21 protein-coding genes are annotated in these 24,874 nt (G+C 72.1%); 14 read left to right on the top strand and 7 right to left on the bottom strand.

Features of this window, described 5'->3' with window-relative positions; genetic code table 11:
• The first annotated feature begins 113 nt into the window (after positions 1-113).
• Positions 114-2,429: a (Fe-S)-binding protein gene (locus tag O1Q96_RS02905; protein ID WP_269246713.1), complete on the top strand. Its 2,316-nt coding sequence runs from the start codon at positions 114-116 to the stop codon at positions 2,427-2,429.
• Positions 2,430-2,520: 91 nt separating this feature from the next.
• On the opposite strand, the gene O1Q96_RS02900 is transcribed toward O1Q96_RS02905, so the two are convergent.
• Both O1Q96_RS02900 and O1Q96_RS02895 read right to left on the bottom strand, forming a co-directional pair.
• A complete protein-coding gene (locus O1Q96_RS02900; RefSeq protein WP_217458265.1) occupies positions 2,521-2,811 on the bottom strand; it encodes a hypothetical protein in 291 nt (96 codons plus the stop codon).
• Complete coding sequence (locus tag O1Q96_RS02895; protein ID WP_269246712.1) at positions 2,811-3,119, bottom strand: hypothetical protein; 309 nt, start codon at positions 3,117-3,119, stop codon at positions 2,811-2,813. Before O1Q96_RS02895 ends, O1Q96_RS02900 begins: the two co-directional genes overlap by 1 nt.
• A gap of 166 nt (positions 3,120-3,285) precedes the next feature.
• On the opposite strand from O1Q96_RS02895, the gene O1Q96_RS02890 reads away from it, so the two are divergent.
• Together O1Q96_RS02890 and O1Q96_RS02885 are read left to right on the top strand one after the other, a co-directional pair.
• Entirely contained in the window at positions 3,286-3,546 is a 261-nt protein-coding gene (locus O1Q96_RS02890) for a GntR family transcriptional regulator (RefSeq protein ID WP_269246711.1), read from the top strand.
• Positions 3,546-3,809, top strand: coding sequence for a GntR family transcriptional regulator (locus O1Q96_RS02885; RefSeq protein ID WP_269246710.1), 264 nt, complete (start codon positions 3,546-3,548; stop codon positions 3,807-3,809). Before O1Q96_RS02890 ends, O1Q96_RS02885 begins: the two co-directional genes overlap by 1 nt.
• Before the next feature lie 74 nt (positions 3,810-3,883).
• Here O1Q96_RS02885 and O1Q96_RS02880 read toward each other — a convergent pair whose 3' ends face one another.
• On the bottom strand, positions 3,884-4,399 hold the full coding sequence (locus O1Q96_RS02880; RefSeq protein WP_269246709.1) for a GNAT family N-acetyltransferase: 516 nt from the start codon (positions 4,397-4,399) through the stop codon (positions 3,884-3,886).
• A gap of 164 nt (positions 4,400-4,563) precedes the next feature.
• Positions 4,564-7,656, bottom strand: a complete 3,093-nt coding sequence (locus O1Q96_RS02875) for an AAA family ATPase (RefSeq protein ID WP_269246708.1) — start codon at positions 7,654-7,656, stop codon at positions 4,564-4,566.
• A gap of 230 nt (positions 7,657-7,886) precedes the next feature.
• Here O1Q96_RS02875 and O1Q96_RS02870 point away from each other — a divergent pair, with 230 nt between their 5' ends.
• From O1Q96_RS02870 to O1Q96_RS02860, 3 genes are all read left to right on the top strand, one after another.
• The gene (locus tag O1Q96_RS02870; RefSeq protein ID WP_269246707.1) at positions 7,887-8,555 is read left to right on the top strand and encodes a helix-turn-helix transcriptional regulator; all 669 of its coding nucleotides are present in this window, start codon (positions 7,887-7,889) and stop codon (positions 8,553-8,555) included.
• A gap of 205 nt (positions 8,556-8,760) precedes the next feature.
• On the top strand, positions 8,761-9,429 hold the full coding sequence (locus O1Q96_RS02865; RefSeq protein WP_269246706.1) for a Pvc16 family protein: 669 nt from the start codon (positions 8,761-8,763) through the stop codon (positions 9,427-9,429).
• Positions 9,426-11,495 carry an ATP-binding protein gene (locus O1Q96_RS02860; protein WP_269246705.1) on the top strand — a complete coding sequence of 690 codons (2,070 nt, stop codon included), beginning with the start codon at positions 9,426-9,428 and terminating at the stop codon, positions 11,493-11,495. The genes O1Q96_RS02865 and O1Q96_RS02860 overlap by 4 nt, the downstream gene beginning before the upstream one ends.
• 153 nt (positions 11,496-11,648) lie before the next feature.
• On the opposite strand, the gene O1Q96_RS02855 is transcribed toward O1Q96_RS02860, so the two are convergent.
• Together O1Q96_RS02855 and O1Q96_RS02850 are read right to left on the bottom strand one after the other, a co-directional pair.
• Complete coding sequence (locus O1Q96_RS02855; RefSeq protein WP_269246704.1) at positions 11,649-13,079, bottom strand: hydrolase; 1,431 nt, start codon at positions 13,077-13,079, stop codon at positions 11,649-11,651.
• A gap of 90 nt (positions 13,080-13,169) precedes the next feature.
• Entirely contained in the window at positions 13,170-14,585 is a 1,416-nt protein-coding gene (locus O1Q96_RS02850; protein ID WP_269246703.1) for an RICIN domain-containing protein, read from the bottom strand.
• Between the two features lie 444 nt (positions 14,586-15,029).
• On the opposite strand from O1Q96_RS02850, the gene O1Q96_RS02845 reads away from it, so the two are divergent.
• The 4 genes from O1Q96_RS02845 (at position 15,030) to O1Q96_RS02830 (ending at position 17,775) form a co-directional block, all read left to right on the top strand.
• The gene (locus O1Q96_RS02845; protein WP_269246702.1) at positions 15,030-16,607 is read left to right on the top strand and encodes a phage tail sheath subtilisin-like domain-containing protein; all 1,578 of its coding nucleotides are present in this window, start codon (positions 15,030-15,032) and stop codon (positions 16,605-16,607) included.
• A gap of 66 nt (positions 16,608-16,673) precedes the next feature.
• Positions 16,674-17,117, top strand: a complete 444-nt coding sequence (locus O1Q96_RS02840; RefSeq protein ID WP_217453904.1) for a phage tail protein — start codon at positions 16,674-16,676, stop codon at positions 17,115-17,117.
• On the top strand, positions 17,117-17,620 hold the full coding sequence (locus O1Q96_RS02835) for a hypothetical protein (RefSeq protein WP_269246701.1): 504 nt from the start codon (positions 17,117-17,119) through the stop codon (positions 17,618-17,620). The genes O1Q96_RS02840 and O1Q96_RS02835 overlap by 1 nt, the downstream gene beginning before the upstream one ends.
• Positions 17,617-17,775 carry a DUF6760 family protein gene (locus O1Q96_RS02830; RefSeq protein WP_217453906.1) on the top strand — a complete coding sequence of 53 codons (159 nt, stop codon included), beginning with the start codon at positions 17,617-17,619 and terminating at the stop codon, positions 17,773-17,775. Before O1Q96_RS02835 ends, O1Q96_RS02830 begins: the two co-directional genes overlap by 4 nt.
• Before the next feature lie 605 nt (positions 17,776-18,380).
• On the opposite strand, the gene O1Q96_RS02825 is transcribed toward O1Q96_RS02830, so the two are convergent.
• Positions 18,381-18,932, bottom strand: a complete 552-nt coding sequence (locus O1Q96_RS02825; protein ID WP_269246700.1) for a hypothetical protein — start codon at positions 18,930-18,932, stop codon at positions 18,381-18,383.
• Between the two features lie 1,720 nt (positions 18,933-20,652).
• On the opposite strand from O1Q96_RS02825, the gene O1Q96_RS02820 reads away from it, so the two are divergent.
• From O1Q96_RS02820 to O1Q96_RS02805, 4 genes are all read left to right on the top strand, one after another.
• A complete protein-coding gene (locus tag O1Q96_RS02820; protein WP_269246699.1) occupies positions 20,653-21,636 on the top strand; it encodes a hypothetical protein in 984 nt (327 codons plus the stop codon).
• Between the two features lie 103 nt (positions 21,637-21,739).
• Complete coding sequence (locus tag O1Q96_RS02815; protein WP_217456019.1) at positions 21,740-22,165, top strand: phage tail protein; 426 nt, start codon at positions 21,740-21,742, stop codon at positions 22,163-22,165.
• 16 nt (positions 22,166-22,181) lie between these two features.
• Positions 22,182-22,907, top strand: coding sequence for a CIS tube protein (locus tag O1Q96_RS02810; protein ID WP_269246698.1), 726 nt, complete (start codon positions 22,182-22,184; stop codon positions 22,905-22,907).
• Complete coding sequence (locus tag O1Q96_RS02805) at positions 22,907-24,808, top strand: VgrG-related protein (RefSeq protein WP_269246697.1); 1,902 nt, start codon at positions 22,907-22,909, stop codon at positions 24,806-24,808. Before O1Q96_RS02810 ends, O1Q96_RS02805 begins: the two co-directional genes overlap by 1 nt.
• Positions 24,809-24,874 lie beyond the last annotated feature (66 nt).

Below are 24,874 nucleotides of genomic sequence, written 5' to 3'. Positions count from 1 at the left end.
GACGCAGATCACCGTGCCCCTGACTACAGTGCGGACAGAGGAGTGGGTAGTCTCAGAGGACTGCGTAAGTTACCGCTTAGTAATGCACCCTCGCAGGCCCGAGGAGCCCCTGAATGCAACTCGCCGCGATCATCGTGTCGCTGGTTCTCACCGTGGTCGGCGTCGCGCTGATCGCACGCGCCATCGGCCAGTTCGTCCGGTACTTCAAGCTCGGCCAGCCCGTGCCCGCCGGGAGCCGCACCGACAACCCCTACCAGCGCAGCGTGACGCTGGTGAAGGAGTTCCTCGGTCACACCCGGATGAACCGGTGGGGCATCGTCGGTTTCGCCCACTGGTTCGTGGCCGTCGGCTTCCTGACGCTGCCGCCGACCCTCGTGCAGGCCTTCGGCCAGCTCTTCCAGGCCGACTGGGTACTGCCGTTCATCGGTGAGTTCCTGCCGTTCGAGCTCTACATCGAGTTCATCGGCGTCATGACGATCCTGGGCATCGCCGTGCTCATGGTGATCCGGCTGCTGAGCCTGCCCTCGCGGGCCGGCCGCAAGTCCCGCTTCGCGGGCTCCAAGTCCGGTCAGGCGTACTTCGTCGAGTACGTCATCCTCACCATCGGCCTCGCGATCTACGTGCTGCGCGGCCTGGAGGGCGCACTGCACCACGTGGAGCACTACGAGGCCGGGTACTTCGCCTCGTACCCGCTGGTCCTGGCCTTCAAGGGCCTGAGCGTCTCCGCGCTGCAGAACCTGGTCTACCTCGTCGCGACGATCAAGATCGGCACGTCGTTCGTGTGGATGATCGTCGTCTCGCTGAACACCAACATGGGTGTGGCCTGGCACCGCTTCCTCGCCTTCCCGAACATCTGGTTCAAGCGCGAGTCCGACGGCGGTACGGCCCTGGGCGGGCTGCAGCCCATGACCTCCGGCGGCAAGCCGATCGACTTCACCGACCCCGGCGACGACGACGTCTTCGGCGTCTCCCAGGTCGAGCAGTTCTCCTGGAAGGGCCTGCTGGACTTCTCCACCTGCACCGAGTGCGGGCGTTGTCAGTCGCAGTGCCCCGCCTGGAACACCGGCAAGCCGCTCTCCCCGAAGCTGCTGATCATGTCGCTGCGCGACCACGCGCACGCCAAGGCCCCCTATCTCCTCGCCGGTGGCGGCAAGCTGGATCCATCAGCGCCTGGCGGCGCGGGGTCGGGCAACGAGAAGGCGAGCGCCGAGCAGCTGAAGGACGTGCCCGCGACGGCCCTCGCCGAGGCCGAGCGGCCCCTCATCGGGACGCTGGAGGAGAACGGCGTCATCGACCCGGACGTCCTGTGGTCCTGCACCACCTGCGGCGCCTGCGTCGAGCAGTGCCCGGTCGACATCGAGCACGTCGACCACATCGTCGACATGCGCCGCTACCAGGTGATGATCGAGAGCGCCTTCCCGTCCGAGGCCGGGACGATGCTCAAGAACCTGGAGAAGAAGGGCAACCCCTGGGGTCTTGCCAAGAAGCAGCGCCTTGAGTGGACCAAGGAGGTCGACTTCGAGATCCCGGTCGTCGGCCGGGACATCGAGGACCTCACCGAGGTCGAGTACCTGTACTGGGTCGGCTGTGCGGGCGCGCTCGAAGACCGCGCCAAGAAGACCACCAAGGCCTTCGCGGAACTGCTGCACATCGCGGGCGTCAAGTTCGCGATCATGGGCGGCGACGAGAAGTGCACCGGTGACTCCGCCCGGCGCCTCGGCAACGAGCCCCTGTTCCAGGAGCTCGGCATGGAGAACGTCTCCGCGCTGAACATGGCCTTCGGCGAGGAGATGGACGACGAGGGCAACTTCCCCGCGGAGTCGAGGAAGCCGAAGTCCGCGAAGAAGATCGTCGCGACCTGCCCGCACTGCCTCAACACCCTCGGCAACGAGTACCCGCAGCTCGGCGGCGACTACGAGGTCATCCACCACACCCAGCTGCTCCAGCACCTGATCGACGAGGGCAAGCTGATCCCGGTGACGCCGGTCGAGGGCCTCATCACCTACCACGACCCCTGCTACCTGGGCCGCCACAACAAGATCTACACGCCTCCGCGCGAGATCATGTCGGCCGTCCCGGGCCTGCGTCAGCAGGAGATGCACCGCCACAAGGAGCGCGGCTTCTGCTGCGGTGCCGGTGGTGCGCGGATGTGGATGGAGGAGCGGATCGGCAAGCGCATCAACAACGAGCGCGTCGACGAGGCCCTCTCCCTCAACCCGGACATCGTCTCCACCGCCTGCCCCTTCTGCCTCGTCATGCTGACCGACTCGGTCAACGGCAAGAAGAACGACGGCAAGGCCAAGGAGTCGATCACGGTCGTCGACGTGGCCCAGCTGCTGCTCGACTCCGTGAAGACCCCGGTCGACGACGAGCCCCCGGCGGGCGCGGCCGACTCGGAGAGCGAGCCGGAGCCGCAGCCGGTGAAGTAGCCCACCGCGTCAGCACCGCCGACACCCCATGTCCCGCCCGGACATGGGGTGTCGGCGTCTCCGGTACCAGGGCCGGTGCCGGTGCCGGGGCTCAGTTCAACCGGCTGAGGCGTCGGCCCCGGCTCTCGGCCACCCGCAGGGCCGCCTGCAGAGCCTCGCTCAACCGCTCGGCGAGGAAACGAAGTTCGCCCCGCGGGCTGTCCGGCAGCATCTCGTGGGCGTGCGCGAGGAGTTCCGTGCCCATGCCGAGCTGGATGGATTCCGTGGCGTCGGCGAGGCGGGAGAGGGGCCCGCCCTGGTCGTCGCTGATGAGATAGCAGGGCTTGCCCTCGGGCCCCGACCAGGGCAACAGGCGCGGCTGTTCCAACGGTTGCGGTTCCATCAGGCGACCTCCACCCCGTGGATCCAGTACGGGCCCGGCGTGTCCAGCCCCAGAGTGGCCAGGGCGAGTTCGCGGCGCCGCCACCACTGTTCGTGGGCGGTCACATAAGGGCGTACGGCTCTGGTGGCGGTGGCGTCGAGCGGGGCGTCGAGCCCGTACGGGCTGCGGTGGGCCGGGAGGGGCGGCACATCGGCTCGCGGCGGCAGGTGGACGGCGGGTGCCGGATGGCCCGGCGGGCTGCGGTGCGCTCCGCGCGGGATGAGCAGGAGGCTCACCCATGCGGCGAGGCGATGGATAAGGTCGGTCATGTCATCAGCTCCGGTTCAGGGATTGCTGGTGGCCGCGCCCCCGGACGGTTGCTCCCGTCGCGGGGGTCTCTCACTGGTTAACCGTACTCGAAGGAATCTAGGCATGCTAGGTAGTCCAGGCATTCCCTGAATCGTGTAGCGCGCCAAGAATGCGCATGCTGGAGCGGTGATCGAATTCGTTCCCGACATTCCCCGCTGGCGCCAGGTGGCCGAGGTGATCCGCAACCGGATAAAGGACGGCACCTACCCTCCTCGCACCCGCGTCCCCTCCGTCGTGCAGCTCACGGAGGAGTTCGGGATCGCCAACGCGACCGGGCACAAGGTGCTCCGCGCGCTGCGCGAAGAGGGCCTGACCTACACGGAGCCCGGCCTGGGCTCCTTCGTCGCCCGGCCACCCGGGAACCCGGCCCCCGAAGGCGAGGCGTGATGGCCTTCGAAATCGACCGAACCCGAGTCGTCTGGCGCCAGGTCGCCGCAGCCGTCACCGCCCGAATCGTCAACGGGGACTACCCCGCGAGGACCCGGGTGCCCTCCATCGCCGAGTTGACCGCCGAGTTCGGAATCGCCGCGGTCACCGCGCAGAAGGTGCACAAGGGCCTGCGCGCAGAGGGGCTCATCTACACCGAACCCGGCCTGGGCTCCTTCGTCGCCGAGCGGCCCGTCGAGCCCTCCAGTGAGACCAAGGGGTAACCGGCACACCCAGTACATCCCGATCTCCCAGATGTCCTCCATGCAGTGGCTCGGCGTCTCGATCCGGCCGCACCTCAGAGGTCGCCGAACGGCTCCGCGTAGGTGAAGGTGCCGCGCACGGCCGGGTCGTACGCGGCCAGTGTGCGGACCTGGAAGTACTCGCCCCAGGCGGGGTCGGGCGCGTGGATGCCCAGCTCGGTGCCGGCCCGGAAGCCGTAGCGGCCGTAGTACGCGGGGCTGCCGAGCAGGGCGACCAGCGGCTCACCGAGGGCGTCGGCGGCGCCGAGCACCGAGTGCATCAGGGCGAGGCCGACGCCGCGCCGCTGCAGGTCGGGGCGCACACCGATCGGGCCGAGCCCGACAGCCGGCACCCCGTCGACGTGGCCGCGCGTACAGACGACGTGGCCGACGACCTCGTCCTTCTCGTCGACCGCCACGTACGACAGTTCCGGCAGCCAGCCGTCACAGGTCCGCAGCGCGTCGAGCAGGACGGCCTCCACGGGGTCGGGGGCGTCCGTCTTGGCGAAGGCGGCCGCGATCACGGCACGCACGGCGGATACGTCGGCGGGGGTCTCACGTCGTGTCAGCACGGGGCCAGTGTCGGCGGCACCGATCGACGCCGCAAAGCAATATCCCGGCGGGGCGAGAGGGGAGGTCCGGGGCGCGGCGGCGGGCCGGGGACGCTGCCAGGGGGCCGAGGGGACATGGCCGGAGCGAGGCGGCCGGACGGCGTCGAGTCAAACCCGTGCGTCCGTCAGGCGTCCCGCTCCCGGCCCAGCGCGGCCGTCAGGCCGCCCCGCCGCCGGATGCCCAACTTCCGGTACGCGCTGGTCAGATGGGTCTCCACAGTGCGGCGCGCCAGGTGCAGCAGCTCCGCTATCTCCGTGTTCGTACGGCCGTCGGCGGCCAGTTCGGCGATGCGGCGCTCACTTCCGGTGAGCGCGCCCGAGCCGGTGAGCGCCGTCGCGGTGCGGCGCGCGCCACCCTCGCGCAGGGCCTCCTCGGCGGTGGCCCGCAGCCGCACGGCGCCCAGCCGTTCGGCACGCTCGGCCGCCTCCCGCAGACAGTCACGGGCACGGGCCCGATCCCCCGCGGCGGTGAGCTGGCGCCCCTGCGCGATCAGCGCGGGAATCAGCTCCGTGTCCACACCGGCGTCCCTCAGCGCCCGTACGGACCGGTCGGCCAGCTCCAGACCGCGCCGCCCGCCGGTCGCCGTGCCGAGCACCCGCAGGGCGCGCCCCACCAGGCGCGGTGTGTCCCACACCTGGGCCAGCCGCAGTTCCTCCTCGGCCAGTTCGAGTGCCTCCCGGGGCCGGCCGAGTGCCAGACGGCATTCCGCCGCGGCCGTCCGCCAGGGGGTGACGACCGGGCTCACCACGTCGCGGGCCGACTGGCGGCGCCCGCACTCGAGGAAGTCGTCGAGCGCTCCCGCCGGATCCCCGGCCGCGGCCCGCAGCACACCGCGCGCGTGCAGGAACCGGTTCAGCTCCCAGGAGTCCTGCGCCTCCCGCAGGTCGAAGCCGCCCGCGAGCCGGCGGGCCTGCGCCACCCTGCCGGTCTCGACCAGCGCGACCAGCGCGTGGGCCTGGCCGTTGGCCGGGCCGGAGCGGGCCCCGGCGGGCTGCGGGGCCTCGGGCCCGCTGAGCAGGCGCGCGTAGTCGCCGCGGGCCGCGGCGATGTCGGCCCCGACGTTCAGCAGGGCCCGGTGCATGGGGTGCAGCAGGGACGGCCGCTGCCGGGCGAGACCGCGCTCGACGAGCCGCTCGGCCTCTTCGAGTTCGTCGGCCCACTGGGCGACGGCGGCGGCCGTGCCCAGCAGGAACGGCTCCGCGAGCGGGTCGACGGGTTCCGCGAGCAGGGCGCGCACCCGTTCCATGGCCGCGTCCGCCGAGATCAGGCCCGCTGTCGCCTCGTACCGTACGAGCAGTGCCTGACCGGCGGTGCCGACCAGGCCCGGTGAGCGCCCGGCGGTCTCCCGCAGCCAGCGGTACACCTCCTGCCGGATCTCCTGGTCGTGGTCGGAGAGCAGTGCCGAGGCGATGTGGACCGTGCGGGACAGGTCGGGGTGGCCCGTCAGCTGGGGGTCGAGGGAGCGCAGCACGTCGACGGCGGCGCGGGCCTCGCCCCGCCCGGCCAGCGCCGTGCCCAGGGCCACCGCGGCACGGACCCGGTCCTGCGGGACGCCCGGCAGCCGTACCGCCTCGGCGAGGCGCGGGATGCCGGCGGAGGAGCGCACGGTGGCGTACTCCAGGGAGCCCAGTTCGGTGAGGAGGCGCTGGCGGTGGTCGTCGGGCAGCGGCTCGTCCAGGGCGCGGCGCAGACAGGGCAGGGCGTCGGCGGTACGGCCCTCGCGGACGGCGATGGCGGCGGCGTCCAGGAGGACTCCGGTGGCCCACTCCTCGCCCACCGTGCCGGAGCGCAGCAGCTGGCCGGCGACGGCCTCGGCGCGGTCGCCGCGGCGCAGCATCACCTCGGCGGCCGCCCGGTGTGCGGCCAGCCGCCGCGGACCGGGCCAGCCGCTCAGCACCGCGTCCCGCAGCAGGGGATGGGCATAGCGGGGCCGCCCGTCGGCACCGGGGCGCAGGATCCCCAGCCGTGTCATGGCGGTGAGCCACCCCGCCACCCGTGCCGGGTCGGCACCGGCGACCGCGCCGACGAGCTCGGCGAGTCCGGTGAGCCCGTCACCGACCGGGAACCGGCCGCCGACGAAGGCATGGTCGTCTTCCGGGTGCCGGGTGCGGGCGGCCGTGACACGGATCGGGTGGCCGTGGGCGGGGTCGGAGACGGGGCCGGAGGCGAGGCCGGAATCAGCTCGGTCCGTGTGGCCGTACCCCGGGTCGGTCGCTGCCCAGTCCAGGTGGCCGTGATCCGGGTCGGCCGGTGTCCAGTCCGGGTGGCCGTGCGCCGGGTGGGCCGGAGGTCGGTCCAAGGGAGGACCGTGATCCGGGTCGGCCGGGGTCCAGGCCGGGCGGCCGTCATACGGGTCGGCCGGGGGTCGGTCGGTGACGGGGCCGTACGCGGCGTCGGCCGAGGGGCGGTCCTCCTGCAGTGCCGCCAGCGCCCGTGCCACCTCCGCCGTCGCGGGGCCCGCGCTGTCCAGCCACCACGACACCGCGGCCTGGTAGGTCCCCGGATACAGGGCGGCGCACGTCTTCGGCACGGTTGCCGGCAGGGTTCCGCGCAGGTCGTCCAGCAGGGCCCGCAGCAGCAGCGGGCTGCCCGCGCCCGCCCGTACGCAGTCCTCCACCCACGTCCCGGGGACCCCGCCGAAGTCCGAACGGACCAGGCTCGTCGTGGAGTCGACGCCCAGCGGAGGGAGCGTCAGGGTGCGGACGAGCGCGGGCGAGAGCGTGTGGGCGAGACCGGTCGACGGAGTGTCGATGTCGTACTGGCTGCGCTCGGTCACCACCAGCAGCACGGGTAATCGGTCCACCTTTCGGGCGGCGTCGGCGAGCCAGCGCCGCGAGGAGTCGTCCGCGAGATGGACGTCGTCCACGGTGACGAGGAGCGGGGGCCCGGCCGCGTACGAACGCAGCAGCCGCCACAGCCAGGCGGCCCGGGCACGCTCGTCCGGCATCCGGTCCGCGTCCGCGAACTCCCCGTTCGGACCGAGGAGTTGACGTACGACGGCGAAGGGAACGGTGGTGTCGTCGGGGGAGCAGCGGGCCCGCAGCACCCGCATCCCGGCCGCCTCCGCCTCCTCGGCGGCGGCCTCCAGGAGCGCGGAACGGCCCGTGCCGGTGGCGCCCCGCAGCAGGACCAGCCGGCCCGATCCCGCGCGGGCGCGCGCGGCCTCGGCGGCGACCAGCTCCATGGCCTCCCCGCGTTCAAGCAGCGGTGCGTCCATTCCTGCCTCCCTCACAGCCGTGATGCGGTCCCCTGTGTGGGACGGGGGAACACACGGCCCGCGTTGCGTGACATGACCCACGATCAGAAACGCGCCACGGTCGCCGATCTCGTGGTGCGTCTCGTGGTGCTCCACGATTGCGCCCGGCTCGCGGGGCACAGAAGTGTGGTTCTCGCACGCCTGTCACAGACGCAACAGAGTTGACGGGCACGTGAACATAGGGGAGTCGGTTGCGCAGCTCATTCGGGACCACGGCTCCGGGCACGGCCGAGCCCGAGTCCCGCATACCCGTGGCGGTGCACGCGTCGGACCCGATCTCCCGGGAGGGCGCGCTCAGCCAGCTGCGGCAGCACCCGGTGATCGACCTCCGCGAGGAGACCGAGACCGGTCCTGACACCGTCGCCCTGCTGATCAGCGAGACGCTGGACGAGATGGCCCTGTCCCGGCTGCGCCGGCTCGTGCGCAGCGAGGGAGCCCGGGCCGTCCTCGTGGTGAGCGTGATCCGCGAGACCGAACTCCTCGACGTCATCGAGTGCGGCGTCGGAGCCATCGTGTGGCGCCACGAGGCCACCGCGCACCGGCTGGTGCAGGCCGTTCTCGCGGCCTCCCGCGGCGACGGCGACCTGCCCGCCGATCTGCTCGGGCGGCTGATCAGCCAGGTGGGATCGCTGCACCGCACCGCGAGCAGCCATCCCGGTGCCCCCTCCTCGGGACTCGCACCCCGCGAGGTGGACGTACTGAGGCTGGTCGCCGAAGGGCTCGACACCGGGGAGATCGCCAGCAAGCTGTCCTACTCCGAACGGACCGTCAAGAACGTGATGCACGGGCTCACCACCCGACTGCATCTGCGCAACCGGGCGCATGCCGTGGCCCATGCCCTCCGCGAAGGCTACATCTGACCGAACGGGCAATCGAAACGGAAGCGTGGGCAGCACGGTCTGCCCAGCGGTCGTCCCCGGCGTGCCTGCGGAGGCGAGGGCTCCGCAGGGCACGATCGGTTGCGACAGCGACAGCGACAGCGATTGCCGGTGCCGGTGGGGGCGCGGCGCTTCTCGGCACGGTACGGCGGCGCAGGGCACAGCACGGCAGGGCGGGAGCACGACGGTGATCCACGAGGTGGACGAGGTCCTCAAGCGGCTGCTCGGGGGTGGCGCCCTGGCCGGTTCCGGCATCGAGATCGCCTTCGAGGCCCCGACCCGCGACTGGGCGGCCCGGCGCAACGCCCCGGCCGTCAACGCCTACTTGTACGACATCCGTGAGGACGTCAACCGGCGCCAGCGCGGCCAGGTCACCGTCCGCGACGAGCGCGACATCGTCGTACGCCGCCGTCAGCCGCCCCGCTGGTTCCGGCTGTCGTACCTGGTCACCGCCTGGACCAAGCAGCCCCAGGACGAACACCGGCTGCTCTCCGCGGTGTTGGCGACCATGCTGCCCCGCGAACTGCTCGCACCGGAAGAACTGCCGGGCGCCCTCGGCGCGATGGGCCTGTCCGTCCCGCTCACGGTGGCCGGGCTGCACACCGAGTCCCGTTCCATGGCCGAGATCTGGTCGGCCCTGGGCGGCGAACTCAAGCCGTCGCTCGACCTCGTGGTCACCGCACCCTTCCCGGCCTTCCCCGAGTACGACGTCGGCCCCCCGGTCACGGAGGGCGCGGTCCGCGTACGCGGCATGGACGGCACGCTGGAGGGCTCGCAGGAGCGCAGCCACCGGCCACGGCGGCCGGACACCGCGCCGGACACCGGAGAACGGCAGCCCGGAGAACAGCAGCAGTGACCACTCACGCCTCCCGCACCGCCGACACGATCCTCACCCGCCTCGCCCGACTGCGCGCCCGCGTCGCCGAGTTGGTTGCGGAACGCAGCGCCGGCGACCCCACCGCGGACGATCCGCTGCGCGGGCTGTACCTCTCCGAAGAGGCAGTACGGCCTCTTCTGGGACCCACGACGACATCGTGGACCTCCGTGTTCGAGGACACGGCCGAACCCGGGGGCGCGGCGGCGGGCGGGAACGCTGAAGACGCGGAGGCCGGTCCGGGCGACCGGCTGGTGCGGCTCGCGGTACGCCTCGGGCTCACCGAACTGGACACCCGCATCCTGCTCATCGCCCTCGCCCCCGACCTGGACCGCTCCTTCGAGCCGCTGTACGGGTACCTCAACGACGACATCAGCAGACGGCTGGCCACCACCGGGCTGGCGCTCGACCTGTGCGGGCTGCCCGCGCACCTCGGTGAGGCGCGGGCCCGGCTGCATCCCTCGGCGCCCCTGACCGCGCTCGGACTGCTGACCGTCGAGGAGACCGAACGGCCCTTCCTCAGCCGGTCGTTGCGCGTGCCCGACCGGCTCGTCGCCCATCTGCTCGGCGACGACACACAGGACGCGGCGCTCGCCGGGTACGTCCATCCGCTCGACCTGCCCACCTCCGCGTCCACGTCGGCGTCCACGCTGGAGGGGGAGTTCACCGCCAAGCTGGCCGACCGGCTGACCGCGGCTCCTGTCACCGTCTATCTGCGCGAGCAGCGTGAGGGCGACGGGCTCGTGTGCGCGGCGGGCGCCCTGCGCGCGGCCGGCATCGAGGCGCTGCACTTCTCGCCCGTGGCGGTCGGCGAGACACTCCCCGAACTGCTCGCCGACCTCCTCCCCCGCCTGCTGCGCGAAGCGCGGCTGCGCGACCGTGCGATCGTCGTGTCCCCGCTGCCGGAGAAGCCGGGCCCGCTCCTGCGGGCACTGTCGGCGGCCGGCGTACCCGTGCTGTTCACCGGGCCCCGGCCGTACGACCCCCAGTGGTGCGACCACGACCCGCTGGTCCTCGACGCGCCCCGGGGGCGGGCGGGTGCCGTGGACACCTGGGCGGCCGCGCTCGGCACCGGCGCGGACGGTCCGGGTTTCGACCTGGCCGTCACCGTCGCCCCGTACCGGCTCGGCGGCGACCGGATCGAACGGGCCGCCCGCGCGGCCATGGACCTCGCCACGTTCGACGGCACGCCGGTGACCGCCGCCCACCTCCGGCTGGCCGCCCGGCAGCAGTCCGCCTCCGGTCTGGAGCAGCACGCCCGCCGGATCCGGCCCGACGTCGGCTGGGACGACCTCGTCCTGCCGGACAGGCCCCTCGCCCAGCTGCACGAACTCGCCCTGCGCGCCCGCCACCGCGACCGGGTGCTCGGCGACTGGCGGCTCAGCGCCGGAGGCGGCCGGGGCCACGGCGTCCTCGGGCTCTTCGCGGGCGAGTCCGGTACCGGCAAGACCCTGTCGGCCGAGGTCGTCGCCGCCGAACTCGGCCTGGACCTCTACGTCGTGCAGCTCTCCTCGATCGTCGACAAGTACGTGGGCGAGACCGAGAAGAACCTCGAACGGATCTTCACCGAGGCCGACCGCACCGACGCCGTGCTGCTCTTCGACGAGGCCGACGCGGTCTTCGGCAAGCGTTCGGAGGTCAAGGACTCCCACGACAAGCACGCCAACATGGAGAGCGCGTACCTGCTCCAGCGCCTGGAGTCCTTCGACGGCATCGCCCTGCTCACTACCAACCTGCGGGCCAACATCGACGAGGCGTTCACCCGGCGGCTGGACCTGGTGGTCGACTTCCCGTTCCCGGACGCCGAGCAGCGGCGGGCGCTGTGGCGGCACAGCCTTGCCCACGTTCCGTGTGCCGAGGGGATCGAACCGGAGGCGGCCGCGCGTGACTTCGAGCTGGCCGGGGGGTCCATTCGGAGTGCGGTCGTCACCGCCGCGTATGCCGCTGCCGGGCGTGGGGGGACGGTCACGACCGGGGATCTGCTGGAGGGGGCTCGGCGGGAGTATCGGAAGGCGGGGCGGCTGGTACCGGGGGAAGGTGGCTGGTAGCCGCCTTCCCCTGTTCTGGGTGCCGTGTGCTTCTTGGCTGCGGGTTGGGTGGGGCTGGTCGCGCAGTTCCCCGCGCCCCTTAAAGGATTGCGCCGTTCCCCGCGCCCCCTAAAAGACTGTGCCTGGACGCGTCTTCCAAGGCCGGGGGGTTGGTCAGACTGTGAACTTGACTGCTTCCAGCCAGAGGTCGTTGGTGAGGGTGCCGCCGAAGATGAAGTTCTCGCCCTCGCCGGGCTTGTCGCAGCCCATGCCGTGCCAGCCCTCGTTGTGGACGTGGGCGGTCTGGCAGACCGGGCCGCCGCCTTCGTCGACGTTGATGGTGAAGCCCAGCATGTTCTGGGCGTCCTTCTTGGTGCTGCCGATGTAGTTGTCGATGCCGTCGGGCACGCCCGACCAGGGCACCTTGTTGTAGTAGCCCTGGCCGTTCGTCGACCCGGGGTTGTGGATGAAGGCGACACCGGCCGTGCCCTTGGTGCCTGACACCGCGATGTTGAGGGCCTTGAGCGACTTGTTCTGGCCCACCGAGCCGGCCGTTTCGCCGTCGCACACCGCGTCCGTCCAGCCCTTGTCGGCGACGAAGGCCCGGTAGCAGATGTGCCGCCCGCCCGGGTCCTGCGCGGCCAGCTGCTGGACGGCGGTCGCCGCGGTCCGCTCCGGGGTCTTCTTCTCCTTCTCCGAGCCACCACCGCCCGATCCGCCGCCGCCCGCGGGCGGCGCCTCCGCGACGGGCGTGGGTGTCGTGGCGGGGGCGGTGGGCGTGGGCGGGGCGGGCGGCGACACCGAAGGGCTGGCCGGCGGCAACGTACTGATGCCGGCTTCCTGGAGCTGCTCCTTGGCCTGGCTGCGGACTTGGGGCTTGTAGGCGATCCACAGCATCACGAACGTGATCGCCAGTGCCATGAAGACGCCCAGGAAGGTCGCGAGCCAGCGTGGCAGGAAACCCCGCTGCACATACGTGCCCTCGACATCCAGCGGAGTGACCCCCGACCGCTGCACGGCCAGCGTGTACGGCCGCTCCTCCTTCGACCCGAACCAGATGATCTGCCGCGGCTTCAGCGTCGCCTTCACGAACGCCGCCCGACCCGGCTCGATCTGCACATTGCTCGGATGGATGTCGTACGAAAGCTGATCGCCGTTGTCACTGCCACCGACCGACGCAGTCACCTTCGTGTTCCCGAGGTTGTCCACAGCCAGCTTCGGCCGCCCCCGGAACCTGCCCTTCACCGTCGGCGGAACCAACTCCGCCCGCACCTCCGTGAACGGCGTGATCGTCAAGTTCCCCTCGGGAACCGTCACCGCCTCCGGATGCTCCGTCGGCGTGATCCGCACCGCATACGGATTCGGACCCGCCGTCGCATCCGGCGTACGAGGCGGCGCGAACGACAACTCCACCGACCCCGTCGTCCCCGGATACAACCGGAGCGACTGCGGCTCCACGACAGTCCACGGCGCCAGATCACCGACCGCCTCGAAGCGGTACTCATCGACCACATCACCGGTATTGCGCACACGCAACCGCACGGTCGTACTGCCACCCGGGTCCACAGTCGCGGAGGCGGGTTCCAGGGAGGTCCAAAGGCTCACCCTCGGACGCTACTTGCCGGGCCTGGCCCGGGTCAGGAAGCCCCGGGGCACGACCCGTGCCCGAAGAGGCGCGGCCCGCTGCCCCGCCTCTCAGCCCTGGGAAGGCTGGACGATCTGCCACTCCTGGTCATCGGTGACGGTGCAGTTGAAGAGCATCAGGGTTACTTCGTCGCGGATGTCATTGTTGCCCGCGACTTCGAGGCACGCGCCGTTGCTCGCGAAGTTGCGGAGCCAGTAGGCGCCGCTCTCCTGCTTTTCCAGCCACCACAACTGGTTGTCGGCCTTCGTGCCGTTACAGGTGAACTCCGTGACGCGTGTGTGAATGGGGTTGGCTCCGAAGTTCGGCAGGTCCATGCACAGTTGGTCCTTGGTGTTGCGGATCTGGAAGAGATCGGCCTCTCCTCCGGGCCCTCCCTTCGGGATCTTCACTTCCAGGTTCCAGAGCTGGTTGTCGTCGGCGGTCTGCTTGCAGGAGAACTGCTGGACCCGGCCGTCCTTCTTGCCCTCACCCTCGCCGGGGAGGTCGGCACACCGCCCGGTGGACAGGTTGCGGAGGAGGACATTGCCCGTGGGCACCTCGTTCTTGGGCTTCTCCTCGGCCGACGGGGACGCCGGCGCGCCGCCGTCGCCGCCTTTGTCCGCCGGAGCGGACGGGACCGGCTCGACATCCTGCTTCGGCACCGAGGGTGACGCCACCGGCGCCGACGGAGACGCCTCGGGCGGCAGGGTGCTGACGCCGGCTTCCTGGAACTCCTTGGCCTGGCTGCGGACTTGGGGCTTGTAGGCGATCCACAGCATCACGAACGTGATCGCCAGTGCCATGAAGACGCCCAGGAAGGTCGCGAGCCAGCGTGGCAGGAAACCCCGCTGCACATACGTGCCCTCGACATCCAGCGGAGTGACCCCCGACCGCTGCACGGCCAGCGTGTACGGCCGCTCCTCCTTCGACCCGAACCAGATGATCTGCCGCGGCTTCAGCGTCGCCTTCACGAACGCCGCCCGACCCGGCTCGATCTGCACATTGCTCGGATGGATGTCGTACGAAAGCTGATCGCCGTTGTCACTGCCACCGACCGACGCAGTCACCTTCGTGTTCCCGAGGTTGTCCACAGCCAGCTTCGGCCGCCCCCGGAACCTGCCCTTCACCGTCGGCGGAACCAACTCCGCCCGCACCTCCGTGAACGGCGTGATCGTCAAGTTCCCCTCGGGAACCGTCACCGCCTCCGGATGCTCCGTCGGCGTGATCCGCACCGCATACGGATTCGGACCCGCCGTCGCATCCGGCGTACGAGGCGGCGCGAACGACAACTCCACCGACCCCGTCGTCCCCGGATACAACCGGAGCGACTGCGGCTCCACGACAGTCCACGGCGCCAGATCACCGACCGCCTCGAAGCGGTACTCATCGACCACATCACCGGTATTGCGCACACGCAACCGCACGGTCGTACTGCCACCCGGGTCCACAGTCGCGGAGGCGGGTTCCAGGGAGGTCCAAAGGCTCACGTCAGGACGCTAGCGGGAGGGGAAAGCCCGGTCAGGAGGAGACAGTGCACACCCCGTGCCCGAAGGGGCCCCGTGCGCCGACCTCGTTGTCGCGGACCCATGGCGTCCGAAGGGCCCGTGCTCAGGAGGTGTTCACCGCGGGGCCGCCCGTCCGCCTCCGGACGTCGGTCCGGGAAGCTGAGCCTCCTCACCGAAGAGGTCGCCCTCCGAGCTGTCGTCGCCGTGGTCGGCACCCCGGCGGTACCGGAGCGCACCGGGTACGGGGAGAGCCGTAAGGGCATCGCCGAGGGCAGTGCCTGCGGGCGAGAGGACACCGAGGCCCGCCGCATTGCCCCTCGGGGCAACGGAGCTGCCCTCGATCAGGCCCCCCAGGACGTTTCAATGGACGCGCTTCGCGCGTGAGGGTGAGAGAAGACCTGTCTCGTACCCCGAGGAGAGCAGAGCATGCCGTCCTACCTGTCACCCGGCGTATACGTCGAGGAGGTGGCCAGCGGCTCGCGTCCCATCGAGGGGGTGGGCACATCGGTGGCGGCCTTCGTCGGGCTCGCGCCGGCCGGTCCGCTGAACGAGCCGACCCTGGTGACCAACTGGTCCCAGTACGTCGCGGCCTTCGGCGACTTCACCGACGGCTACTACCTCGCGCACTCCGTGTACGGGTTCTTCAACAACGGCGGCAGCGCCGCGTACGTCGTGCGGGTCGGCGGCACCGCCGAGGGCGCGGCAGGCGCCGCCGCCCCGGCCGCCGTCTCCGGTTCCGCCGCCCCGGCCGCGCTCCCGGCGGGCGAGCCGAAGCAGCTCGGCACCTTCAGCGTCACCGCCGTCGCGGGCGGCTCGCTCAGCGTCGAGGTCGCCGACCCCGAGGGCGAGGGCCCCGCCGAGCGCTTCAAGCTGATCGTCAAGGACGGCGACAAGCCCGTCGAGACGTTCGACGTGACCGCCAAGAAGGGCGGCCGCAACTACGTCGTCACGCAGGTGAAGGAGCGCTCCAAGCTCATCACCGTCCAGGAGTCCGCGCCCGCGGCCCAGTTGGCGCGGCCCGAGAACCAGACCGTGGCGCTGGCGGCCCCCGCGGCCCCCGCCCCCGTCGCCCCGTCGGAGACGAGCGACGCCCACCCCGGCCCGGCCCACTACCTCGGTGACTCGGCCGACCGCACCGGCTTCGGCGGCCTGGAGGCCGTCGACGAGATCTCCATGGTCGCCGTCCCCGACCTGATGGCCGCCTACCAGCGCGGCGCGATCGACCTGGAGGCCGTGAAGGCGGTCCAGCTCGGTCTGATCGCGCACTGCGAGCTGATGGGCGACCGGGTCGCCATCATCGACCCGCCGCCCGGCCTGAACGCCCGTCAGATCCGGGTCTGGCGCCAGGAGACCGCGGGCTACGACTCCAAGTACGCGGCCCTGTACTACCCCTGGGTCAAGGTCTTCGACCCGGCGACCGGCCAGTCCCGTGTGATCCCGCCGAGCGGCCACGTCGCCGGCATCTGGGCCCGCAACGACTTCGAGCGCGGTGTGCACAAGGCGCCCGCCAACGAGGTCGTACGCGGCGCGGTGGACCTGGAGCTCCAGATCACCCGCGGCGAGCAGGACCTGCTCAACCCCATCGGCGTCAACTGCATCCGCGCCTTCCCGGGCCGCGGCATCCGCGTCTGGGGCGCCCGCACCATGTCCTCCGACCCGGCCTGGCGCTACCTCAACATCCGCCGGTACTTCAACTACCTGGAGGAGTCGATCCTGCTCGGCACCCAGTGGGTGGTGTTCGAGCCGAACGACCACAACCTGTGGGCCAGGATCCGGCGCAACGTCTCGTCGTTCCTCGTCAACGAGTGGCGCAGCGGCGCCCTCTTCGGCCAGCGGCCGGAAGAGGCCTACTACGTCAAGTGCAACGAGGAGACCAACCCCCCGGAGTCGGTCGACCTCGGCCGGGTCATCTGCGAGATCGGCATCGCGCCGGTCAAGCCCGCCGAGTTCGTGATCTTCCGGCTGGCCCAGTTCTCCAGCGGCAGCGGAGAGCTCGAGGAGTAGGCCCGGCCCGCCTGCGCCTTTGCCTCGTAAGCCATTGTCACGACCCCTCAGAAGGACAGAGAACAGATGAGTCTCCAGCCGGGTGACAGCCTCACTTCACACAATTTCGGCCTCCAGATCGACGGCGTGATGGTCGAGTACCTCGCGGAGGTCAACGGCCTCACCATCGAGCAGGACGTCATCAAGCACCTGTCGAACTCGGCGCAGGGCAAGCCCGAGGTCAGCCTCATGCCGGGTGTGCAGAAGGACGGTCAGTGCACCGTGGTGCGCGGAATGACCCAGTCACCGGCGTTCACGACGTGGATCAACGACTCGATCGCCGGGCAGATGAGCACGGCCCGCAAGGACGCCTCCATCATCATGATGGATTATCAGAACAACCCGGTGAAGCGGTACAACATGCGCAACGCCTGGTGCAGCAAGATCGACGCCAGCGCCCTGAAGGCCGGCGAGGCCTCCCCGCTCACCGAGACCGTGACCATCGTCTTCGAAGAACTGGTCATCGAGTAATGCGGCGTACGGCTGCCAGGTCGGGGGCGGGTCCGGTCGTGGACGCGCCCGCACCCGGGCCGGTGGCGGCGCCGGAGCAGACGGCCGCTCCGGTGCCCGCATCCCCGCCCGCTCCGGTGTCGGTGCCGCAGCAGCTTCGGACGGAGTTCCCCTTCGAGCTGCCACGCGGATACGTCGACGCGTCGGGGACCGTCCACCGGGACGGCGTGATGCGTCTCGCCACGGCCCGGGACGAGCTGATCCCGCTGCGGGACGTCCGCGTCCAGGAGAACCCGGCGTATCTGTCCGTGGTGCTGCTGGGCCGGGTCATCACCAGCCTCGGCACGCTTCCGTCGGTGCACGACGGGGTGGTGGAGAACATGTTCGCCTCCGACCTCGCGTTCCTGCAGGACTTCTACCGTCAGGTCAACGCCGAGGGCCACACCCGCGCGGCCGTGGAGTGTCCCCACTGCTCGGAGCCCTTCGAGGTCGAACTCGGCGGGAGCCGCCTGGGGGAATCGTGACGTACGCGACCGACCGGCTGCACCAGGAGATCGCGTACGTCGCCTACCACTTCCACTGGAGCCTGGAGGAGATCCTGGACCTCGAACACCAGGACCGCCGGCGCTTCACGGAACAGATCGCGTCCTTGGTGACGCGGGGCGGGGCGGAGGGCTGATCGGTGGGCTTCCTCGACCGGCTGAGGGGCAGCTCCGGGACGAACCGGGGTCCCGTGACGACACCGGCACCGGACGCGAACCCGGCTCCCGGGAACGGCAGTTCAGCCTCCGCAGTCACGGGCACAGGCGCAGGCACAGGTACGGGCACGGGCACGGATTCCGGGAGCGGTACGGCCGCGGAGTCCGGGCCGGTTCCGGTGATCGGCTGGGCGGGGCTGCCGCCGATCCAGCGGGCCGCCGTGGGGCGGACCGGTGTCGCGGACTCCGGGTTCGGCGGACGGCTGAGCACCTGGCAGAACCCGTCCTTCACCGGAACCCTGTCCCATGCCGTCCTCGACGGTGCACCGGGCGGGCTGGTCAGGAACGCGCTCACCACCTCGGCGCGGCCCGTCCCCGGGCTCGAACCGCCCTCGCACACCCTGCCGGTGGCGGCCGCCACCTCCGAAGCGACCGAGGCCCCGGGCGACGGGAGCGGCGACGCACACCCCGTGCAGCGCGCGCCGCGTACGGTCACGGCTTCCCGCCCGACGGGACCACGGGTGACCGCCGTGCCGCCCCGGGGCAAGCCCCAACCTCAGTCCCAGTCCCAGTCCCAGTCCCAGTTTCATGCACATACGCAGACGCAGCGGACGAACCCGTTGACCAGGGCGTCCGCCCCGCCCGCGGTGCAGCGCAGGTCTCTGCCGGTGGCACGGCGGGAGACTCCGGTTGCCGACGGGACATCGGGCCGTACGACGACGGGCGGTTCGGTAGCGGGCGGGGCGGCGGCGGGCGGGGCGCTGTCCGACCGCACGACGTCGGACCGTGAGACGTCCGACCGTGAGCCGTCGGCCTCGGGCTCGGGCCCGGCCGGCCCGGGAGGGCTCCCTTCGAGGGCGGCCGTCGACACCGAGCGGGCCCCGGGGGGCGGCCCGGTCGGCGCACCGGCCGTGTCGCGCGGCCCGGCTCCGGCCGGCCCGCGCAACCTGACTTCTGCCGGTCCCGGCAGCCCGGTGTCCGGTGGGGGCACGGCGACGGGCTCCGGCAGCCGTGCGGCCGGAGCGGATGGCACGGCGGCCGCCCCCGGCGGTTCGGCGCCCCGTACCGGCGGCGCGGTGGGCCCCGTCCAGCGGGCGACGGCCGGTTCCGGCGGCCCGGCGGGCGGGCCTGCGGTCACAGCGGCTCCGACCGCTGCCCCCGGTACCGGCTCCGCGGGCGTGGGGACCGGCCCCGGCGGCCCGGCGACTGTCCCGAGCGGTACGGCAGCCGGCCCTGCCGACCACGCGAGCGGCTCAGCCGGTACGGCATCGCGCGCGGCCGGCAGCGCAGCGGCCGCCGACGGCGTCCGGACAGCGACAACCAGGCCCGGTCCGGGGCCCCTTGGGCCCGACCGCGCGTCGGCCGGGCCCGGCACGGCGGCTGTCGGCGTCCAGCGGGCCACGACGGACTCCCGTGGCGCGCCTCCCGAGCACGCGCGTGCGACACCCGCTCCTGAGGCGACGGCCGCCGTCGACGGCACCGCCCCGGGGCGCACCCAGAAGGCGGCGCCCTCCTCCGGCAACTCTCCGACCGGCCCCACCGGTGCCGGCACCGGCACCGGCACCGGCACCGGGGTCAACGTCCAACGGGCGGCGACCGGTTCCGGTCGGCCGACAGCGGAGCCCGCCAAAGCGCCGACCGGTCCCCGCCCTGCGACGCCCACCGCCCCGTCCGCAGGCGGTTCCAGCGGGACGGTGACCCCTCCGCGGGAAGCGGCGACCGGCTCGGGTGACGCGGCGACCGGCCTGCAGCGGACTGCCGCCGCACCTCCGGCGGCCGCCATCGCGCCCAGCGGCACGACATCCCGCGCCGGGGACGCGGTGGTCAACGTCCAGCGGGCCACGAGCCGTTCCGGCGGCGAGGCCACCGCGCCCGCCGACAGCGCCCCCTCCCACGGTGCGACCGGCCCCGGCAGCGCGGCGGGACCCGGCCCCGTCCGCCCGACGGCCGAGCGTGGCAGCCCGGCGACTCCCCGGCAGGCGCCTGCGACCGGCCCAGTCGGCGGGGGCGCCCGTTCCACCGGCGCAACGTCGCCCGCAGACAGCACCGCGGTCGTCCAGACGGCGAAGGCCGGAGCCGGCCGTCGTGCGACCACGGCGGCCGGCTCCGGCGGTCCGGCGGCCGGTTCCCCGAACGCGACGACCGGCCCCGGTGTTCCGACGGCCCCGAACGGCGCGGCCGAGACGGCCCCCACCGCGAACCCGCCCGCTGCCGGGCCGAGTCGGGACGCCTCCGCCACTCCGGTACCTCCGCGCACGGCGTCCGTCGCGGACGCGTTTCCGGTGCAGCGGCATGCTTCCGGCGGAGCGAGGCGTCCGGGCCTCGGCGCGCCGACCTCGGGGAACGTGTCCGGCGCCGGCGCGACGGGGGCCCGCCCCGGGCCGGCCACCCCTCCCCCGGCCACCACACCGCCGCCCGCGAACACCTCGGTGCGGCCGAGCCACTCCCCGGCCGCACCGTCGACGCCCTCTGCTCAGCGCACAGGCCCGGCCGAACCAGCGGGCCCGGCAGGAGGACCCCGTGCCGCGGCCGCACCTCCGGCGCCTCCCACTCCGGCGGCCGGCGGCCCGGCCGTCCCCTCGCACACGCCGGTCCAGCGTGCGGCCACGGCCCCTCGGCAGCGCCCCCTGCTCGGGGCTCCCCTCTCCGCCCCGCCCTCGGACGCGGTGCCCCTCTCCGGGCCCGCCGCTTCCGGCAGTCCGGGCCCGGCCGGACCGCCTTCCGTCCAGCGTGCGACGACGGCTCACCGGGGCGGGGCACCGGACCGTACGCCCGTACCGGCGGCCCCGGTCCACGGCACTCCGGCTCCCGCGCCGACTCCCGTACGAGCACATGCACCGGCACCGGCATCAGCACCGGTGTCGCGACTCGACCGGCCTCCGGTCGTGCCGCTGCGGGTCCCGGCCGACGGCGGCCCTGCCGTACAGCGGGCCATGGCGGTCCCCACCAGGCCGATCCCCTCCGGTGCGGGCCCCCTGACCGAGGGCGGCGGGCACGGGCAGGCGCCCGCGGCCGCCCCGGTGTCCGCGTCCCGGCCCGGGCCCGCGGTGCAGCGGACGGCAACAAGCCCGGTTGTGCCGGCCGCGGACGATCCGGTGCGTGGTCTGACCCCCGCTCGCGCCCTCGCCCCGGCCCTGACGCCCGCGGCGCCTCCCGCCGCCCGCCCGGCATCACCGGTCGCCGTCCCGCTGCGGCGCCCGGCGCCCGCGAACAGGCCCGGACCACAGGGCGCGGGACCGGCGGTGCAGCGTGCGACCGCGGTCCGCGGCACCCCCGCGGGGCGGGCCGTGCCGCTCCTCTCGGCGTCCAAGCCCCCCTCCGGTCCCGTACCGTCCGCGGGCGCCCCGCCGACGGCTCCGCAGGCGCCCTCGCGGCCGGCCGCCCTGCGGGCTCCGGCAGTCGTGCAGCGGCACGCCATCACCCCGACGCCGCCCGGGCCGTCCAAGGCACCCGGAACCGCCGTCGCCCCGGCCTCGGCCCCCGCGCCCTCGGCCGGGTCCGCCCGTCCGCCCGTCCCCGTGCAGCGGAACCCGAGCGGTCCGCCCATGCCGACGCCCGCCAGGACCACCACCGCCGTCTCGAACGTCACCGCCCACGGCACCTCGTCGCGCGGCTCGTCCGGGTCCGGCTCGACCGGCGATCCGCCACCGGCGTACGACTCCGGTGAACCCCCGCCCGAGTACACCGCGGTCGCCAAGGGCCAGTTCGACCCCCGTTCCCTGACCGACTTCCAGCTCGACGAGCTGACGCACCGGCTGATCGGCCGCATCACCCGGCTGATCCGTACCGAACTGCGGCTCGACCGGGAGCGGATCGGCAAGCTCCGCGACCCCCGTCGCTGAGCGCCCGGATCCCGCACCCGGCGTGACACCCACGAGCACCACCGCCCGAACCGCACGACCCGCACGACCCGCACGACCGACGTCCGCAGAAAGGCCGCCTCCGATGCCCCGCGATCTCGACCCGGGCTCCACCATCTTCTTCACCCTGACCATCGACGGCGAGAGCCTCGGGTACTTCAACGGGTGCGAAGGGCTCTCGTCCGCGGTGGAGATCGAGCAACGCCAGGAGGGCGGCAACAACGGGTTCGTCTGGCAGCTTCCCTCGCGGGTCACCCACTCCAACATCCGGCTGACCCGGCCGCTGACCCCCGACACCACCAAGGTCGCGGCCTGGATCTCCTCCGTGGCCACGGGCATCAAGCGGCCGACCGCGCAGATCGCCGCCCTGCGCGCGGACGGTTCGGAGGTGGCGCACTGGGGCCTGATCGACGTGCTGCCGGTGAGCTGGCAGGGCCCCTCCCTGGACCCGGCCAACCCGGCCGTGGCCACCGAGGTCCTGGAGATCACCCACCACGGGTTCACGGACTGAAGGGGAGGGACACCACATGGCCAAGGGAAGCAGGGGCGGCGCGGGCAAGAGCCTCGTACGCGCCACACTCGCCATCCACGAACCGCCCGTCGGCTCCAGCACCACCCCGGGCGGTCTGATCAAGACGTTCAAATTCGACTTCAACCCGGCGCAGTTGCAGCTGACCCGGCGCGCCCAGTGGAAGTCCACACCGGCCGCGGCCGTACGCAACGGCACGGTCCCGGAGTTCATGGGTCCCGAGCCGCGCCAGATGACGGTCGAGATCTTCCTGGACACGTCCACCAAGCCGACCAGCAACGTGGTGCTGAAGAACGTGGAGGCCCTGCTGGACTGCTGCGAGGTGACGGCCAAGAGCATCGCCGCGAAGCAGCCCTCGCCGCCCTGGGTGGTGTTCCAGTGGGGCTCGTTCTCCACGGCCCGCTTCACCTCGTACGTGGAATCCGTGGACGTCACCTACTCGCTGTTCGGCACGACGGGTGTACCGATCCGGGCCACCTGCCAGGTGGCGCTGCACGAGATCCCCAGCAAGACCAAGGGCCAGAACCCGACCTCGGGCGCGCTGACCGCGCAGCGGGTGCACCGGGTCGTCGCGGGCGACTCCCTGCAGTCACTGGCCTGGCGCGAGTACGGCAACGCGTCCGCCTGGCGCGCGATCGCCGAGAGCAACGGCATCGACGACCCCTCGCGGCTGCCCACCGGCATCGAACTCGTCCTCCCGGCCGCGGAGGAGGTGCGTTTCTGATGGCGAAGACGTCCTACTCCAACATCATCCACGTCACTCTCGACAGCAAGAAGATCCCGGCCGACTACATCAACCTGCTCGTCGGCGGCTGGGTCGACCTCGGGGCCGGGGTGCCCGGCGAGTTCCGGCTCACCTTCCGCGACCCGGACCGGGACCTACTCGGCAAACTGAACGTCCGGTTCGGCTCCAAGGTGGTCATCGCGCCCGTCGCCGACGGCCAGGGCGTCTCGTCCCCGCTGCTCACCGGCGAGGTCACCGGCATGGAGGCCGACTACGACGGCACCGGCACGTTCGCCGTCATCCGCGGGTACGACCCGGGGCACCGTCTGATGCGGGTGCGCAGGGTGGCCGCGTACCGCAACATGACCGGCGCCGACATCGCCCGCAAACTGGCCGGGATGAACGGCATCGCCGTCGGGAAGATCTCGGCCACCAAGACGCTCTACGAGTTCATCTCGCAGTCCAACGTGACCGACTGGGACTTCCTGGCGCGGCTCGCCGACGAGAACGAGATGGTGATGTCGCTGGACGCCAAGGGGAAGTTCGAGTTCGGTGAGCCGGACCCGGCGTCCAAGGCACCTCTGTCGACCTCCCCCGAGGATCCGAATCCCCGGGTGCTGAGCGGCCGCGTCGACGTAATGCGCTGCCGGGCCGCCGTCACCGCCGCCGACCAGGTCGACAAGGTCGAGGCGCGCGGCTGGGACGTCAAGACCAAGAAGAAGGTCGTCGAACTCAAGAAGGCGGGCACCAACCCCGCCTTCTCCATAGGCACCACCCCGCAGAAGGCGGCCAACGCCTTCAAGGCCGCCAAGCTGGTCGAGACCGACACCCCGTACGACGGCCGGCCCGAGGTCAAGTTCGCCGCGGCCTCCCTCGCGGACGAGCTCACCTCGTCATTCGCCGAGCTGGAGGTGACGGTGCGCGGCAATCCCGTGCTGCGCCCCGGCGTGGCCATCGCGCTCACCGACGTGGGCGTCCCCTTCGAGGGCAAGTACACCGTCACCTCCGTACGGCACACCTTCGGCGCGGGCAGCCACTACGAGACGCTGGTGAACGTGACCGGCCGGCAGTGGCGCTCCCTGTTCGGGCTGACGTCCGGCGGCGGCGCCACGGCGCCCCGGCTGCCGAGCGTGGCCAACGCGCTCGTCACCGACGTGCAGGACCCGCTCAAGCAGGGCCGGGTGAAGCTGCAGTTCCCGTGGCTGGACGACGCGTACGTCAGCGACTGGACGCGGTCCGTGCAGCTGGGCGGGAAGGTGGGCGGCGGGGTCTTCCCGCTGGACGTCGGCGACGAGGTACTGGTCGGCTTCGACCGGGGCGCGCTCGACCACCCCTTCGTCATCGGCAGCCTCTACAACGGCATCGACAAGCCGACCGTCGTGAAGGACGTGCCGCTGCACGACCCGCTCAAGAAGAAGGCGATCCGGCACACCCTGTCCGACCGGGACGGCAACCGGGTGGACCTGCTCAGCCAGCAGACCGGCGCCCGCAAGCAGGGCGTCCGGGTGGCCAGCGGCAACGACCGGCTGATCATCAACCTCGACCGCACCAAGACCGAGATCACCGTGGACAGCAAGGGCGCCGTCAGCATCACGGGCGGTACCGCGGTGTCCATCGACGCGGGCACCAGTCTCTCGTTGAGCGCCCGGACCAGCATCAGCATCAAGAGCGGCGGGCCGCTCACCCTCCAGGGCCGCGGAATCGTCAACCTCAAGTCGCTCGCCGGAGCGGTGACCGTGGACGCGATGGGTGCCCTCAACCTCAAGGCGGTCGGTTCCGCGATGCTCAGCGCGGGCGGCGCCGTGCAGGTCAACACCATCGGCCAGGTGGGCATGCGGGCCATCAACATCGACCTCATGGGCCTCGTGACGGTCAACAAGAAGCCGTACCCGATCCCGTGACGCCAGGGACACCAGCGATACCAGCAACGCCGGTAGTGCCGGCTGTGCCAGAGACATTCATGACGA

Source organism: Streptomyces aurantiacus, assembly GCF_027107535.1.
Classification (GTDB): domain Bacteria; phylum Actinomycetota; class Actinomycetes; order Streptomycetales; family Streptomycetaceae; genus Streptomyces.
Note: the sequence above shows the minus strand (reverse complement) of the source record. Positions and strands in the feature narration are given on the sequence as shown.